This is a genomic window from Streptomyces sp. NPDC087310, assembly GCF_044744405.1.
Taxonomy (GTDB): Bacteria; Actinomycetota; Actinomycetes; order Streptomycetales; family Streptomycetaceae; genus Streptomyces.
Map to the genome: position 1 here is coordinate 310920 of NZ_JBIUYF010000002.1, position 14902 is coordinate 325821.

At 70.3% G+C, this 14902-nt stretch carries 12 protein-coding genes; 8 read left to right on the top strand and 4 right to left on the bottom strand.

Going from position 1 to position 14902, the window contains the following annotated elements:
- Window positions 1-93 precede the first annotated feature (93 nt).
- From ACIO3P_RS07435 to pssA, 8 genes are all read left to right on the top strand, one after another.
- On the top strand, window positions 94-906 hold the full coding sequence (locus ACIO3P_RS07435; RefSeq protein WP_329827878.1) for a TetR family transcriptional regulator: 813 nt from the start codon (window positions 94-96) through the stop codon (window positions 904-906).
- A gap of 402 nt (window positions 907-1308) precedes the next feature.
- Window positions 1309-2646, top strand: a complete 1338-nt coding sequence (gene ccrA / locus ACIO3P_RS07440; protein ID WP_329827879.1) for a crotonyl-CoA carboxylase/reductase — start codon at window positions 1309-1311, stop codon at window positions 2644-2646.
- Window positions 2647-2719: 73 nt separating this feature from the next.
- Window positions 2720-4732, top strand: a complete 2013-nt coding sequence (locus ACIO3P_RS07445) for a protein meaA (protein ID WP_401848614.1) — start codon at window positions 2720-2722, stop codon at window positions 4730-4732.
- A complete protein-coding gene (locus ACIO3P_RS07450) occupies window positions 4729-5715 on the top strand; it encodes an HpcH/HpaI aldolase/citrate lyase family protein (RefSeq protein WP_401848611.1) in 987 nt (328 codons plus the stop codon). Before ACIO3P_RS07445 ends, ACIO3P_RS07450 begins: the two co-directional genes overlap by 4 nt.
- A gap of 3 nt (window positions 5716-5718) precedes the next feature.
- The gene (locus ACIO3P_RS07455; protein WP_401848609.1) at window positions 5719-6225 is read left to right on the top strand and encodes a MaoC family dehydratase; all 507 of its coding nucleotides are present in this window, start codon (window positions 5719-5721) and stop codon (window positions 6223-6225) included.
- Window positions 6226-6229: 4 nt separating this feature from the next.
- Window positions 6230-7435, top strand: coding sequence for an acyl-CoA dehydrogenase family protein (locus tag ACIO3P_RS07460; RefSeq protein WP_329827883.1), 1206 nt, complete (start codon window positions 6230-6232; stop codon window positions 7433-7435).
- Between the two features lie 180 nt (window positions 7436-7615).
- Window positions 7616-8263: a phosphatidylserine decarboxylase gene (locus ACIO3P_RS07465; RefSeq protein ID WP_329827884.1), complete on the top strand. Its 648-nt coding sequence runs from the start codon at window positions 7616-7618 to the stop codon at window positions 8261-8263.
- Window positions 8256-9110 carry a CDP-diacylglycerol--serine O-phosphatidyltransferase gene (gene pssA, locus ACIO3P_RS07470; protein WP_329828136.1) on the top strand — a complete coding sequence of 285 codons (855 nt, stop codon included), beginning with the start codon at window positions 8256-8258 and terminating at the stop codon, window positions 9108-9110. The genes ACIO3P_RS07465 and pssA overlap by 8 nt, the downstream gene beginning before the upstream one ends.
- A gap of 133 nt (window positions 9111-9243) precedes the next feature.
- Here the strand turns inward: pssA and ACIO3P_RS07475 are convergent, their stop codons facing one another.
- The 4 genes from ACIO3P_RS07475 to ACIO3P_RS07490 form a co-directional block, all read right to left on the bottom strand.
- Entirely contained in the window at window positions 9244-10398 is a 1155-nt protein-coding gene (locus ACIO3P_RS07475) for a glycerate kinase (RefSeq protein WP_329827885.1), read from the bottom strand.
- A 166-nt stretch (window positions 10399-10564) separates the two neighbouring features.
- Entirely contained in the window at window positions 10565-11581 is a 1017-nt protein-coding gene (locus tag ACIO3P_RS07480; RefSeq protein ID WP_329827886.1) for an SMP-30/gluconolactonase/LRE family protein, read from the bottom strand.
- A gap of 235 nt (window positions 11582-11816) precedes the next feature.
- The gene (locus ACIO3P_RS07485; RefSeq protein ID WP_401848606.1) at window positions 11817-14021 is read right to left on the bottom strand and encodes an MMPL family transporter; all 2205 of its coding nucleotides are present in this window, start codon (window positions 14019-14021) and stop codon (window positions 11817-11819) included.
- 12 nt (window positions 14022-14033) lie between these two features.
- Entirely contained in the window at window positions 14034-14882 is an 849-nt protein-coding gene (locus tag ACIO3P_RS07490; RefSeq protein WP_401848604.1) for a TetR/AcrR family transcriptional regulator, read from the bottom strand.
- Between the last annotated feature and the right edge of the window lie 20 nt (window positions 14883-14902).

Consider the following 14902-nt stretch of genomic DNA (forward strand, 5'->3'; position numbering starts at 1 on the left):
CCCCGGCCGGGTGCTCCCGAGCCGGGCCGTCCGAAGCCGGGCGGACCGGGCCCGCGGGCGCGCTCTCCTGCGCCGATGCAGTACGTTCACCTCATGTCCCAGCCCGCCAAGTCCTCCCGTACGAGCACCCGGTCCGACGCCCCGGAGAGCGCCGCGGGCACCCGTGCCGCCGCCCAGCGGCTGAAGATGCGCCGCGAGCTGGCCGCGGCGGCCATGGAGCTGTTCGCCACCAAGGGGTACGAGGCGACGACCGTCGACGAGATCGCCGCCGCCGCCGGGGTCGCGCGCCGTACCTTCTTCCGGCACTTCCGCTCCAAGGAAGAAGCGATCTTCCCGGACCACGACGACACCCTCGTACGCGCGGAGGCGGTGCTGAACGCCGCGCCCTCCCACGAGCACCCGCTCGACACGGTCTGCCGGGGCATCAAGGAGGTCATGCGGATGTACGCGGCCTCCCCCGCGGTTTCCGTGGAGCGCTACCGGCTGACCCGCGAGGTCCCCACGCTCCGGGAGCGCGAGATCGCCTCCGTGGCCCGCTACGAGCGGCTGTTCACCCGCTATCTGCTGGGCCACTTCGACGAGCGCGACCACACCGACGGCAACGACGACCCGCTGCTCGCCGAGGTGGCCGCGTCCGCCGTCGTCACCGCGCACAACCATGTGCTGCGGCGCTGGCTGCGGGCCGGCGGCGAGGGCGATGTCGAGGGGCAGCTCGACCACGCCTTCGCGATCGTCCGCGACACCTTCGGCACGGGCATCGGCGCGGGCCGGGCCATGGGCCGGACGCCGCAGCGGCCGGCGGCGTCCGCCCGCACCAGCGGGGAGGTGCTGGTGACGGTGGCACGCACGGACGCGCCGCTGGACGAGGTCATGCGCGTGATCCAGCAGGCCCTCAAGGACGCCTGAGCCCCGCACCCCAGACCCGCACCCCAGCCCACCCCACCCCACCCCACTGCGGACCGGCGCCGTCGCGCCGGGAAGTGATACGTACCGGCCTCCGGGCGGTAGGTATGGCTCATGCGTGCCACGTGCCCGACAACTGAGACAGAAAAATGGCACCCAGTGCCTTGCCAGGTGTCACAGGGTGCCATACGTTGATGTTGTCCGGCTGTTCCCACGAGCGATCCCGCCCGTGCGCCCGGACGCCTGCGTCACAGGCACCGCACCTCCGCGCCCACCCGGCGCCGTTCCAGCGGCAGACCGACCGCCGCCGCACCCGTCAGACCCGCCGAACCGACGGCACACCTCCACCGCAGTCACGTAAGCGACCCCTCGCATTCGCATCCCAGCTTCGCCGGAGGCACCACCGTGAAGGACATCCTGGACGCGATCCAGTCGCCGGACACCACGTCCGCCGACTTCGCCGCACTGCCCCTCCCCGGCTCGTACCGCGCGGTGACCGTGCACAAGGACGAGACGGAGATGTTCGCGGGTCTGGCCACCCGGGAGAAGGACCCGCGCGCCTCGCTCCATCTCGACGAGGTGCCGGTGCCCGAACTCGGCCCGGGTGAGGCCCTCGTGGCCGTCATGGCCAGCTCGGTGAATTACAACTCCGTCTGGACCTCGATCTTCGAGCCCCTGCCGACCTTCGGATTCCTGGAGCGGTACGGCAGGCTCAGCGACCTCACCAAGCGGCACGACCTGCCGTACCACGTCATCGGATCCGACCTGGCGGGCGTCGTCCTGCGTACCGGACCCGGCGTCAACGCCTGGCACCCCGGGGACGAGGTCGTCGCGCACTGCCTCTCCGTCGAGCTGGAGTCGTCCGACGGGCACAACGACACGATGCTCGACCCCGAGCAGCGGATCTGGGGGTTCGAGACCAACTTCGGCGGTCTTGCGGAGCTGGCGCTGGTGAAGTCCAATCAGCTCATGCCCAAACCCCAGCATCTGAGCTGGGAGGAGGCGGCGGCGCCCGGACTCGTCAACTCGACCGCGTACCGCCAGCTCGTTTCCCGCAACGGTGCCGGGATGAAGCAGGGGGACAACGTGCTGATCTGGGGCGCGAGCGGAGGGCTCGGCTCGTACGCCACACAGTTCGCGCTCGCCGGTGGGGCGAACCCGGTCTGTGTCGTGTCCAGCGACCACAAGGCCGAGCTCTGCCGGCGGATGGGCGCCGAGGCGATCATCGACAGGACCGCCGAGGAGTACCGGTTCTGGAAGGACGAGCACCACCAGGACCCGCGCGAGTGGAAACGGTTCGGCAAGCACATCCGCGAGCTGACCGGCGGCGAGGACGTGGACATCGTCTTCGAGCACCCGGGGCGCGAGACGTTCGGCGCCAGTGTGTACGTCACCCGCAAGGGCGGCACGATCGTCACCTGCGCCTCGACCTCCGGCTACACCCACGAGTACGACAACCGCTACCTGTGGATGTCGCTCAAGCGGATCGTCGGCTCGCACTTCGCCAACTACCGCGAGGCGTGGGAGGCCAACCGCCTCGTCGCCAAGGGGAGGATCCACCCGACCCTGTCGAAGGTGTACGCGCTGGAGGACACCGGACAGGCCGCGTACGACGTGCACAGCAACCGGCACCAGGGCAAGGTCGGCGTGCTCGCGCTGGCACCGCGCGAGGGCCTGGGCGTGCGCGACGAAGAGCTGCGGGCCCGTCATCTCGACGCCATCAACCGCTTCAGGGACCTCTGACCCGCCCCCGCCCGACCGCCCGAACGCCTGACCGTCTGAATGCCCGAACGCCTGAATGTCTGAGGGTTCCCACATGACCGATCGTCAGAAGGACCGGCCCTGGCTCATGCGGACGTACGCCGGTCACTCGACCGCCGAGGCGTCCAACGAGCTGTACCGGCGCAATCTCGCCAAGGGCCAGACCGGCCTGTCCGTCGCCTTCGACCTGCCGACCCAGACCGGGTACGACCCGGACCACGTCCTCGCCCGCGGCGAGGTCGGCCGGGTCGGGGTGCCGGTCTCGCACCTCGGCGACATGCGCCGGCTCTTCCAGGACATCCCCCTGGAGCGCACCAACACCTCGATGACCATCAACGCCACGGCCATGTGGCTGCTGGCGCTCTACCAGGTCGTCGCGGAGGAGCAGGGCGCGGATCCGGCCGCGCTCCAGGGCACGACGCAGAACGACATCGTCAAGGAGTACCTGTCGCGCGGGACGCATGTCTTCCCGCCGGTGCCGAGTCTGCGGCTGACCACGGACATGATCACGTACACGGTGAACCACCTGCCCCGGTGGAACCCGATCAACATCTGCAGCTACCACCTCCAGGAGGCCGGGGCGACCCCGGTCCAGGAGATCGCGTACGCGATGTCCACCGCGATCGCCGTGCTCGACGCGGTCTTCGCGTCGGGCCGGATCCCCGAGGAGCGCCGGGGCGATGTCGTCGGACGGATCTCCTTCTTCGTCAACGCGGGCGTGCGCTTCGTCGAGGAGATGTGCAAGATGCGGGCCTTCTCCCGCATCTGGGACCGGATCACCCGGGAGCGGTACGGCATCGAGAACGCCAAGCAGCGCCGCTTCCGCTACGGCGTCCAGGTCAACTCCCTGGGGCTGACCGAGGCCCAGCCGGAGAACAACGTGCAGCGGATCGTCCTGGAGATGCTGGCCGTGACGCTCTCCAAGGACGCCCGCGCCCGCGCCGTCCAGCTTCCCGCCTGGAACGAGGCGCTGGGGCTGCCGCGGCCCTGGGACCAGCAGTGGTCGCTCCGTATCCAGCAGGTGCTGGCGCACGAGAGCGATCTGCTGGAGTACGCGGACCTCTTCGACGGCTCGCACGTCGTCGAGGCCAAGGTCGCCGAGCTGGTCGACGGGGCCCTGGCGGAGATCGGCCGGATCGAGGAGATGGGCGGCGTGCTGGCGGCCGTCGAGTCCGGGTATCTCAAGTCGCGGCTCGTCTCCGCGCACGCGGAGCGCCGGGCGCGGATCGAGTCGGGCGAGGAGCGGATCGTCGGCGTCAACTGTTACGAGTCCACCGAGCCCAGCCCGCTCACCGCCGACCTCGACGCGGCGATCATGACGGTCGACCCGGCGAACGAGGCCCGGGTCGTGGCGGCCCTCGGCGCCTGGCGCGACGCGCGGGACGAGACCAGGGCCACCGACGCGCTGACCGCCCTCAAGAAGGCCGCCGCCTCCACCGCCAATCTGATGGAGGCGACCATCGAGTGCGCCCGCGCCGGGGTGACGACCGGCGAGTGGTCCTGGGCGCTGCGCGACGTGTTCGGCGAGTTCCGCGCGCCCACCGGGGTGGGCGGGGCGCCGGTCGCGGTGACCGCCGAACCGGGCACGCCGCTCGCCGCCGTACGGGAGAAGGTGACCCGTACCGCCGCGGAGCTGAGCTCCGGGCGGCTGCGGCTGCTGGTCGGCAAGCCCGGCCTGGACGGGCACTCCAACGGGGCCGAGCAGATCGCCGTACGCGCCAGGGACGCCGGCTTCGAGGTGGTCTACCAGGGCATCAGACTGACGCCCGAGCAGATCGTCGGAGCCGCCCTCGCCGAGGACGTGCACTGTGTGGGCCTGTCGATCCTGTCGGGCTCGCACGCCGCGCTGGTGCCCGATGTGCTCGGGCGGCTGCGCGAGGCCGGCGCGGGCGAGCTGCCGGTGATCGTCGGCGGGATCATCCCGAACGCCGACGCCGAGGCGCTGCGGGCGGCCGGAGTGGCCGCCGTCTTCACCCCGAAAGACTTCGGGATCACGGAGATCATCGGCCGTATCGTCGACGAGATCCGGAAAGCGAACAAACTCGACCCCTTGGAGGTCCCCTCATGACCGCGCCCGCCACCCCCGAGAGCCCCGCCGGGAACCGGCTGCGTCCGCGCCGCTCCTGTCTCGCCGTACCGGGCTCCAACCCGCGTTTCCTGGAGAAGGCGCAGGGGCTCCCGGCCGACCAGGTCTTCCTCGATCTGGAGGACGCGTGTGCGCCGCTCGCCAAGGAGGGCGCCCGGCACACCATCGTCGACGCGCTCAACAAGGGCGACTGGACGGGCAAGACGCGCGTCGTACGCGTCAACGACTGGACGACGCACTGGACGTACCGCGACGTCATCACGGTCGTGGAGGGCGCGGGGCAGAACCTGGACTGCCTGATGCTGCCGAAGGTCCAGGACGCGCAGCAGATCATCGCCCTCGATCTGCTGCTCACCCAGATCGAGCGGACGATGGGGTTCGAGGTCGGCAGGATCGGCATCGAGGCGCAGATCGAGAACGCCAAGGGGCTGGTGAACGTCGACGAGATCGCCGCCGCCTCACCGCGTCTGGAGACGATCGTCTTCGGTCCCGCCGACTTCATGGCCTCGATCAACATGAAGACGCTGGTGGTCGGGGAGCAGCCGCCCGGCTATGGCGCGGATGCCTATCACTACATTCTGATGCGGATTCTGATGGCGGCCCGTACCCACGATCTCCAGGCCATCGACGGCCCGTACCTTCAGATCCGTGATGTGGACGGGTACCGCGAGGTGGCGCGGCGGGCGGCGGCGCTCGGTTACGACGGCAAGTGGGTGCTGCACCCGGGTCAGATCGAGGCGTCCAACGAGATCTTCTCGCCGTCGCAGGAGGACTACGACCACGCCGAGCTGATCCTGGACGCGTACGAGTGGCACACCTCGGCGGCGGGCGGGGCGAAGGGCTCGGCGATGCTCGGCGACGAGATGATCGACGAGGCCAGCCGGAAGATGGCGCTGGTGATCTCGGGCAAGGGCCGGGCCGCGGGGATGCGGCGTACCGCCGGCTTCGAAGCGCCGGAGGGCTGAGCGATGCAGTTCGGACGCACCTTCGAGGAGTTCGAGATCGGCGCGGTCTACAAGCACTGGCCGGGCAAGACGGTCACGGAGTACGACGACCATCTGTTCTGCCTGCTCACGATGAACCACCATCCGCTGCACCTGGACAGCAACTACGCCGAGAGCTCGACGGACTTCGGGAAGAACGTCGTCGTCGGGAACTACGTCTACTCGCTGCTGCTGGGCATGTCGGTGCCGGACGTGTCGGGCAAGGCCATCGCCAATCTGGAGGTGGAGTCGCTCAAGCACGTGGCACCCACCTTCCACGGCGACACGCTGTACGGCGAGACGCTCGTGCTGGACAAGACCCCGTCGAGGTCCCGGAGCGACCGGGGCGTCGTGTACGTGGAGACCAAGGGCTACAAGCAGGACGGCACGGTCGTCTGCGTCTTCCGGCGCAAGGTGATGGTGCCGACCGCGACCTATGTGAAGGAACGCGGCGGCGAGCAGCCGGGCCGCCCTCAGCCGCAGGAGAAGTGACGCCATGAGCCGACTCGCCCGGACCGCCGACCTGACCGAGGTCCAGCAGGAGATCCTGGCCACCGTGAGGGACTTCGTCGACAAGGAGATCCTGCCGGTCGCCACCGAACTGGAGCACCGCGACGAATACCCCACCCGGATCGTCGAGGGCCTGCGGGAACTCGGGCTCTTCGGGCTGATGATCCCCGAGGAGTACGGCGGTCTCGGCGAGTCGCTGCTCACCTACGCGCTCTGCGTGGAGGAGATCGCCCGGGGCTGGATGTCCGTGTCGGGCATCATCAACACCCACTTCATCGTGGCGTACCTGCTCAAGCAGCACGGCACGCAGGAACAGAAGGACACGTTCCTGCCGCGGATGGCCGAGGGCGAGGTGCGTGGCGCGTTCTCGATGTCGGAGCCCGGGCTCGGCTCCGATGTCTCCGCGATCACCTCGAAGGGGGTCAGGGACGGGGACGCGTACGTACTGAACGGCCAGAAGATGTGGCTGACCAACGGCGGCACGTCGAACCTGGTCGCGGTGTTGTGCCGGACGGACGAGGGCCACCCGGAGGGCACGGCCCCGCACCGGTCGATGACCACGTTCCTGGTGGAGAAGGAGCCCGGCTTCGGTGAGGTGCTTCCGGGGCTCACCATCCCCGGGAAGATCGACAAGATGGGGTACAAGGGCGTCGACACCACCGAGCTGATCATGGACGGAGTGCGCATTCCGGCCAATCGGGTCCTCGGCGGGGCCACCGGCCGAGGGTTTTACCAAATGATGGACGGGGTGGAAGTGGGCCGGGTGAATGTCGCGGCGCGTGGTTGCGGCGTCGCTCAGCGCGCCTTCGAGCTGGGCGTCTCGTATGCCCAGCAGCGTCATACTTTCGGCAAGCCGATCGCCCAGCACCAGGCGATCCAGTTCAAGCTGGCCGAGATGGCTACCAAAGTCGAGGCCGCCCATGCCATGATGGTCAACGCGGCACGCAAAAAGGACTCCGGGGAACGAAACGACCTGGAGGCAGGGATGGCGAAGTACCTCGCCTCCGAATACTGCAAGGAGGTCGTCGAGGACGCCTTCCGGATCCACGGCGGTTACGGCTTCTCCAAGGAGTACGAGATCGAGCGCCTCTACCGCGAGGCGCCGATGCTGCTGATCGGCGAGGGTACCGCCGAGATCCAGAAAATGATCATCGGCCGCCGCCTGCTGGAGGAGTACCGATTCCAGGGTTAATTATCGGCTTTGAACCGCTTTGTCGGCGAAGAAAATCACACCCTGTCGTGCTCTGCCGCACGCTTCAAGCCGCCCGACTCGGGTGCTGGCTTGCTCAGTTGCGGCTCGTAACCAGTACCATCGCTGGAAAGCCGCCGTCCCCCGTTGCCAGCGCGGCATCATCCGCTACGAAGGTCATCCATGCCCCACAGCCAAACCTCTGCACCACGCGGCCGGGTCCGCATCGCTCGCGGAGCATCGCCGTGGCTTCTCCCGACCGTCGCCACCGCGGCGATCGGACTGGCCCGCGCGCGCAGCTCCAAGCGTGCGGCAGTCCTCGCTGTGCCCGCCACCGCGCTCGCGGCGGGCATGCTGTGGTTCTTCAGAGACCCGGAGCGCGAGATCACGCAGGGCCGGGTCATCTCCCCGGCCGACGGTGTGGTGCAGAGCATCATGCCGTGGAAGGACGGCCGTACGCGGGTCGCCATCTTCATGAGCCCGCTGAACGTCCATGTCAACCGCGCTCCCCTCGCGGGAACCGTGACGTCCGTGGAGCACATCCCCGGAGGGTTCGTCCCGGCGTTCAACAAGGAGAGCGAGAACAACGAGCGCGTCGTCTGGCACTTCGACACCGAGCTGGGTGACATCGAGATGGTGCAGATCGCCGGCGCGGTGGCCCGGCGCATCGTCCCGTACCTGCCCCAGGGGACCAAGGTGGAGCAGGGCGAGCGCATCGGCCTGATCCGCTTCGGCTCACGCGTCGACATCTACCTTCCGGAAGGTGTCGAGGTCGCCGTCGAGGTCGGCCAGACCACGACCGCAGGGGTGACTCGAATTGACCGTGATTGATCCCGACACGCAAGCCGGGTGGGCCGCCGAGGCCGAGGCGGAGGCGGAAGCCGACGCGGAGGACATGCCGCTCTCACTGCGGCTGTCGATAGCGGACACCCTCACGCTCGGCAACGCCACCTGCGGCTTCATGGCCGTCTACTTCACCACGACCGGCATCCTGATCCCGCACCTCACGGGCAGTGACGAGAGCGGCATGGCGCGGCACTCCGCCGCGACCGCCGTGATCCTGATGCTCGCGGCGGCGATCTTCGACCTGTGCGACGGGCTCGTGGCGCGCAAGCTGCGCAGCTCGCCGATGGGCGCGGAGCTGGACAACCTCTCCGACCTGATCAGCTTCGGTCTCGCCCCGGCCTATTTCGTACTGGTGTACGGAATGGTCGCGGACGACGCGCATCAACGGGTCTCGGCGCTGGCCGCGGTCGTGGTGCTGCTGGCCGTCGTGCTACGGCTCGCGAGATTCTCCTGCGTGACGCTGAAGGACGGCATGTTCCAGGGGATGCCATCCCCCTTCGGCGCGCTGACGGTCGTCTCGATCGTCCTGCTGGAGCTGCCCTTCGTACCGACGACGCTCGCGATCGTCGGGGTGGCGTGGCTGATGGTGAGCCGCGTCGAGTACCCGAAGCCGCGGGGTGTCCTCGCGGTGGCCATGCTGGGCTGGATCGTGGCCGCGATGGGGCTGCTGGCTGCGTGGGCGTTCGACGCGCCCGGCGGTCAGCTCCTGCTCCAGACCGGCTGTGCGCTCCAGGTGGTGACGGGTGCGGTGATCCCGCTCTTCGCCACGGCACGACGGGTGAACACCTTCCGCGGCAACCGCCGCGAGGCACGGGCCGCGCAGCTCCCGTAAGCGCGCGGACGGCATACGGAAGGGGCCCGGGCGGACAGCCCGGGCCCCTTCCGTTTCCGTGTGTCCGGCGGCTCGGCTCAAGCCCGGCTCGGGCTCAGCTCAGGCTCAGCTCAGCTCGGGCTCGGGCTCGGGCTCAGCTCAGGAAGTCGCGGGCGATGTCCGCCGCCACACGTTCCAGCAGGGGGCCCGCCTGGGCCATGCAGCGGGCCGGGTCCGGTTCGAGGTGCGTGAGGGCGTAGGCGCGGCGGATACCGGCCCTGCCCAGCGCCTCCGGCGGCAGGACCAGCCGGCCGCAGACCGCGATCACCTCGATGCCCCGCGCACGGGCCGCCGCCGCGACGCCCGCGGGCGCCTTGCCGTGCAGCGTCTGCTCGTCGAGCGAGCCCTCCCCCGTGATCACCAGGGTGGCCCGGGCCAGGGCGGGGGCGAAGCCCAGTACGTCGAGCATCACCTCGATGCCGGGGCGGAAGGCGGCGCCGAGCCCGACGAGCGCGCCGTAGCCGATGCCGCCCGCCGCGCCGGCGCCGGGCGAGAGCGCGAGGGCGGCGGCCCGGGGGCCCACGGCCGTCTCCAGGACCGTCGCGTAATGGGCGAGGGCCGCGTCGAGGACGGCGATGTCCTCGGGGCTCGCGCCCTTCTGCGCCCCGTAGACGGCGGGGGCGCCCTGGGGTCCGGTCAGCGGGTTGTCGACATCGCTGGCGAGGACGATCTCCGTACCGGCGAGCCGGGTGTCGAGGCCGGAGAGATCGGCGGTGGCGAGGTCCCGCAGTCCGCCGCCGCCCGGGCCGACGGGCTTGCCGTCCGCGTCCAGGAAGCGCGCGCCGAGCGCGGCGAGCATCCCGGCGCCGCCGTCGGTGGTGGCGCTGCCGCCGACGCCGAAGACGATGGTCCGCGCGCCCGCGTCGAGCGCGGCGCGCAGCAGCTCGCCGGAGCCGTACGTCGTGGCGGTGAGGGGGGCGAAGACGCCCTCGGGGAGGTGCTGGAGGCCCGATGCCTCGGCCATCTCCAGGACGGCCGTACCGTCCCGCAGGGCGTAGGCGGCGGTGACCGGGTCGCCCAGGGGGCCCGTCACACGGGTCTCGTGGCGCTCGAAACCGGCCGCCACGGCCGCCGCGACCGTACCGTCGCCGCCGTCCGCGACCGGCAGGGTCTCCACCGGCACATCGGGGGCGACCTGCCGGAGCCCGGCCGTCACCCGCTCGGCGACCTGCGCCGCCGTGAGCGATCCTTTGAACTTGTCCGCCGCGATCAGTACCCGCGCGGTCGTGGACACCGCTCCGTCCGTCACTATGCATCCCTTACGTTCGAACAGGCAGTCGCGCCGGTCCTGACCTTATCCGCCCGGTGGCTCCCTGCCCAGGAGCGGTGGCGCGGACACGGAACGGGAGAGGGCGGTGGCGGCGACCGGGATGCACCCGTCCGCCCGCCACCGCCCTCAGGTGCGGCGACACGTCCTAGGACGCCGTCCCCGCGTTCATCCGCCATCTGGTCGCGGCAGCCGCCACCTCGTGCTCGGACCGGACGCGGAGGCAGGCGCCGGGGTTGCCGATGGCCGGGGCTCCGGTCACCGCGACGACGAGGGAGTAGAGCGTCGACGACGCCGTGACGAAGAGCCGGTTGTTCCTGGGGCCGCCGAAGCACATGTTGGAGATGCCCACCGGGAAGACGATCCGGCCGATCAGGGTGGCGTCGGGGGCGTAGCAGTGCATGCCTCCGGCGCCGGCGGCCACCCAGACGCGGCCCTCGTCGTCAAAGCTGATGCTGTCGAACTGGCTGTCGGTGAGCGGCGCCTCGGCGAAGACGGTGCCGTCGGAGAGCTTCTGGCCGTCGTACACGTCGTAGGCGCGCACCTGGCCCGCGAGGGTGTCGGCGATGAGCAACTGCCGCTCGTCCGGGGAGAAGCTCAGGCCGTTCGGGGCGCCGAAGCCGTCGGCCATGACGCGAACGCGGCCGGTCTCCGGGTCCACCCGGTAGACGTTGCTGGCGCCGATCTCGCTCTCGCCGCGGTGTCCCTCGTAGTCGCTGATGATGCCGAAGATCGGGTCGGTGAACCAGATCGAGCCGTCGGAGTGCACGACCACGTCGTTGGGGCTGTTGAACCTCTTGCCCCGGTAGCGGTCGGCGATCACGGTGATCGAACCGTCGTACTCGGTACGGGTGATACGGCGGTTGCCCTGCTCGCAGGTGATCAACCGGCCCTCGCGGTCGAGGGCGTTGCCGTTGCTGTTGCCCGCGCCGGTCCTGAACTCCCCGACGGCGCCGGTCGCTTCGTCCCAGCGCAGCATGCGGTCGTTGGGGATGTCGCTGAAGATCACCTGGCGCCAGGCGGGGACGTACACGGGGCCCTCGCACCAGCGCGAGCCGTCGAAGAGCAGTTCCAGGCGCCGGTCCCCGTTGGCGGGGATACGGAACCTCTCGTCCAGGATCTCGTAAATGCCCGAGCGCGGTTCTAATGACACGGTCTCTCCCATTCAGGGTCTATATCAAGCCTCATTCAGACTTAGGCAGATTTACAGGGTTGCCTGTGATACCCACAAGGGTTGCCAGGAAATCTCCACAAACGAAACCTTCACAACCGAAATGCCCTAAGGTACTTGGGGCCTGTGCCTTCCGCTACGGACAGCGAAAGGCCCGGCCGCGACGGGGGTCGCGGCCGGGCCGGCAGGGGCGGGACGGGCGGGAACTGCGCAGGTCGGACGGGTGGGGTCAGCGGACCGCGGTCAGCAGGCTCCGGTCCTCCTCCGGTTCGGGCCGGTCCAGCTTGGCGCCCTCGATGTCCAGGTCGGGCAGCAGCCGGTCGAGCCAGCGGGGCAGCCACCAGGCGCCCTTGCCGACCAGCGCGAGGATGGCAGGCACCAGAGTCATCCGGACGAGGAACGCGTCGACCATGATGCCGACGGCGAGACCGAAGGCGATCGGCTTGAGCGTGAGGTCCTCGGCGGTCACGAAGCTCGCGAACACCGCGAACATGATCAGCGCCGCGGCGGTGACGACCCGCGAGGCGTGCCGGGACCCGGCGATCACCGACTCGTAGTGCCTGCCGGTGTGGACGAAGTCCTCCCGCATCCGGGAGACGAGGAAGACCTCGTAGTCCATCGCCAGTCCGAACAGCACCGCGATCAGGATGATCGGCATGAAGCTGAACACCGGTCCGGCGGTCGGCACCCCGATCAGATCGGCGAGCCAACCCCACTGGAAGACGGCGACGACCGCGCCGAACGCCGCGCCCACCGAGAGCAGGAATCCGAAGGCCGCCTTGAGCGGGACGACGATCGAGCGGAAGACCAGCAGCAGGAGGACGAGCGCCAGTCCGACCACGATCGAGGCGAACGGCACCAGGGAGGCGCTGAGCTTGTCGGAGACGTCGATCGCCGCGGCGGTCGAGCCGGTGACCAGGATCTCGGCGTCCGCCTTCGCGGCCAGCTCGGGGGTCTCGGCGCGGATGTCGCGGACGAGTCCCTCCGTACGCTCGTCACGCGGCCCGGCCTTCGGGACCACGGTCAGGACCGCCGTGGTGCCGTCCTCGCTGACCTGGGGCGCGCTGATGGAGACGACCTCGGGCAGGTCGAGCCGCCCCAGACCGGCCGCCACCTCGGCGGCGGCGGGCGCGGGGTCGCCGTCCGCGCTCTGGACGAGGACGAGCAGCCGGCCGTTGCGCCCGGGGCCGAAGGCGTCGGAGATCAGGTCGTACGCCTTGCGCTGGGTCGACTCGGGCGCGGCGGTGCCGTTGTCGGGCATGGCCAGGGCGAGCTGGGAGGCCGGGACCGCTACGGCGCCGAGCCCGATGACGACGGCGAGCACGGTGGCGAGCGGCCTGCGGGTGACCAGCCGGGCCCAGCGCTCGCCGCCGGACGGCCGCCTGCTGCCGCCGGTGGCGCGCTCGCGGCGCTCGGCCCGCGAACCGGGCTTCGGCCGCAGCCGGGTCCCGGCGAAGCCGAGCAGGGCGGGCAGCAGGGTGATCGCGACCGCCACGGCCATCAGTACGGTGCCGGCGGCGGCCAGCCCCATGACGCTCAGGAACGGGATTCCGACGACGGAGAGCCCGGAGAGCGCGATGATCACGGTGAGTCCGGCGAAGACCACGGCGCTGCCCGCGGTGCCGGTGGCCCGCGCCGCCGACTCCTCCGCGTCCATGCCGTTCGCCAACTGGGTACGGTGCCGGGAGAGGATGAGCAGGGCGTAGTCGATGCCCACCGCGAGCCCGACCATCAGCGCCAGGCTCGGCGCGGTGGAGGAGACGGTGGCGATGTTGGACACCAGCAGCAGTCCGACGAGCCCGATGGCCAGCCCGATCAGGGCGGTGAGCAGCGGAAGTCCGGCGGCCAGCAGGGAGCCGAAGGTGAGGATGAGGACGATGATCGCCACACCGAGGCCGATCACCTCGCCGATGCCCACGGTGAGCCCGGCGGTGCTGTAGATCGTGCCGCCGACCTCGGCCTGGAGGCCACTGGAGCGCGCCGAACCGGCGATCTCCTCCAGTGCGGTGACGCTGGAGTCCTCCAGGGCGTCGCGCTTGATCGGGTAGAGGACCTGGGCCAGCGCCGTGCGCTGGTCGGCGGAGACGGACTTCGTCTCGAAGGGGTCGACGGCGGTCTCGACCTGGGGTGCCTTCGCGGCCTCCCGTACGGTCTTCTGGATGACGGCGCGGAAGGCCGGGTCGTTGACGGTCGCGCCCTCGGGGGCGACGAAGACGAGTTGCGCGGTGACACCGGTGGCGGCGGGCTGCGACTTCTCCAGTACGTCGATGCCCTTCTGCGACTGGGAGCCGGGGATGGTGGCCTCGCTGTCGAGATGCGAGCCGAAGGTGGCTAAGCCGCCGATCGTCAGCGCGATCAGGAGCAGCCAGCCGATGAGGAAGCCGCCTCGGTGACGGAACGCGGTCCGGCCGAGCGAGTAGAGCAGGGTGGCCATCGAATTGTTCCTTCAGCCGTTGGAATGTTCGGAATCGTCGGTAGGAGAAGCAGGCGCGCTGTGCGGGGCGCGCGGGCTGTGCGGAGTGTGCGGGTCGTGCGGGGTCTGTGGGTCGTGCGGGCTGTGCGGGGTCTGCGGGTCGATCAGTGCGGTCAGGACCGCGGCGAGCGCCTCTTCGACGGTGTCGGCGCCGATCGCCTCCGGGTCGGCGATGCATTCGTTCGACAGGCCGTTGCACAGGCAGTGCAGGATCAGCGCGGCCAGTTCGGGCCGGACGGCCGGCCGGACGCCGGTGCGTTCGGCGACGGACGCGATCGAGCGGGCCGCGGTGGCCCGCTGCGCCCGGCGCAGCGGGGTCAGGATGGCCCTGGTCCGCTCGTCCCGGGCGGCGCGGGCCGCGAACTCCAGTCCGAGCTGCCCGCGTTCGGCGTCGCCCACGATGCGGCGGGCGACCGTACGGGCGGCCAGGCCGACCGCCTCGGCCGGCTGGTCGGTGTCGCCCAGCTCCTTCATGACGGCGGCGAACTCGCTGTCGGCGCCGTCGCCGAGGATGGCGCCGAAGAGCTCCCGTTTGCCGGCGAAGTTCGAGTAGACGGCGCCTTTGGTGAAGCCGGCGGCGTTGGCGATGTCCTCCAGCCGGCTGTCGGCGTAACCGAGTTCGGCGAAGGAGCGCGCCGCCGCCGTCAGCAGCCGGCGGCGGACCTCGTCGCGCGGGACGCGCGGGACCGGGCCCTCGTGCTCGGCGGGGTAGGAGGGGGCGGGGTGGGAGGGGGCGGAGTGCTCGGGTGTGCCGGGATACCCGGGGTATTCGATACCCGGAGTACCGTGCCGCGGTGAGCCTCCGCCGGACGACGAGCGCATGGTGGTTTTCCCTGGGTGTG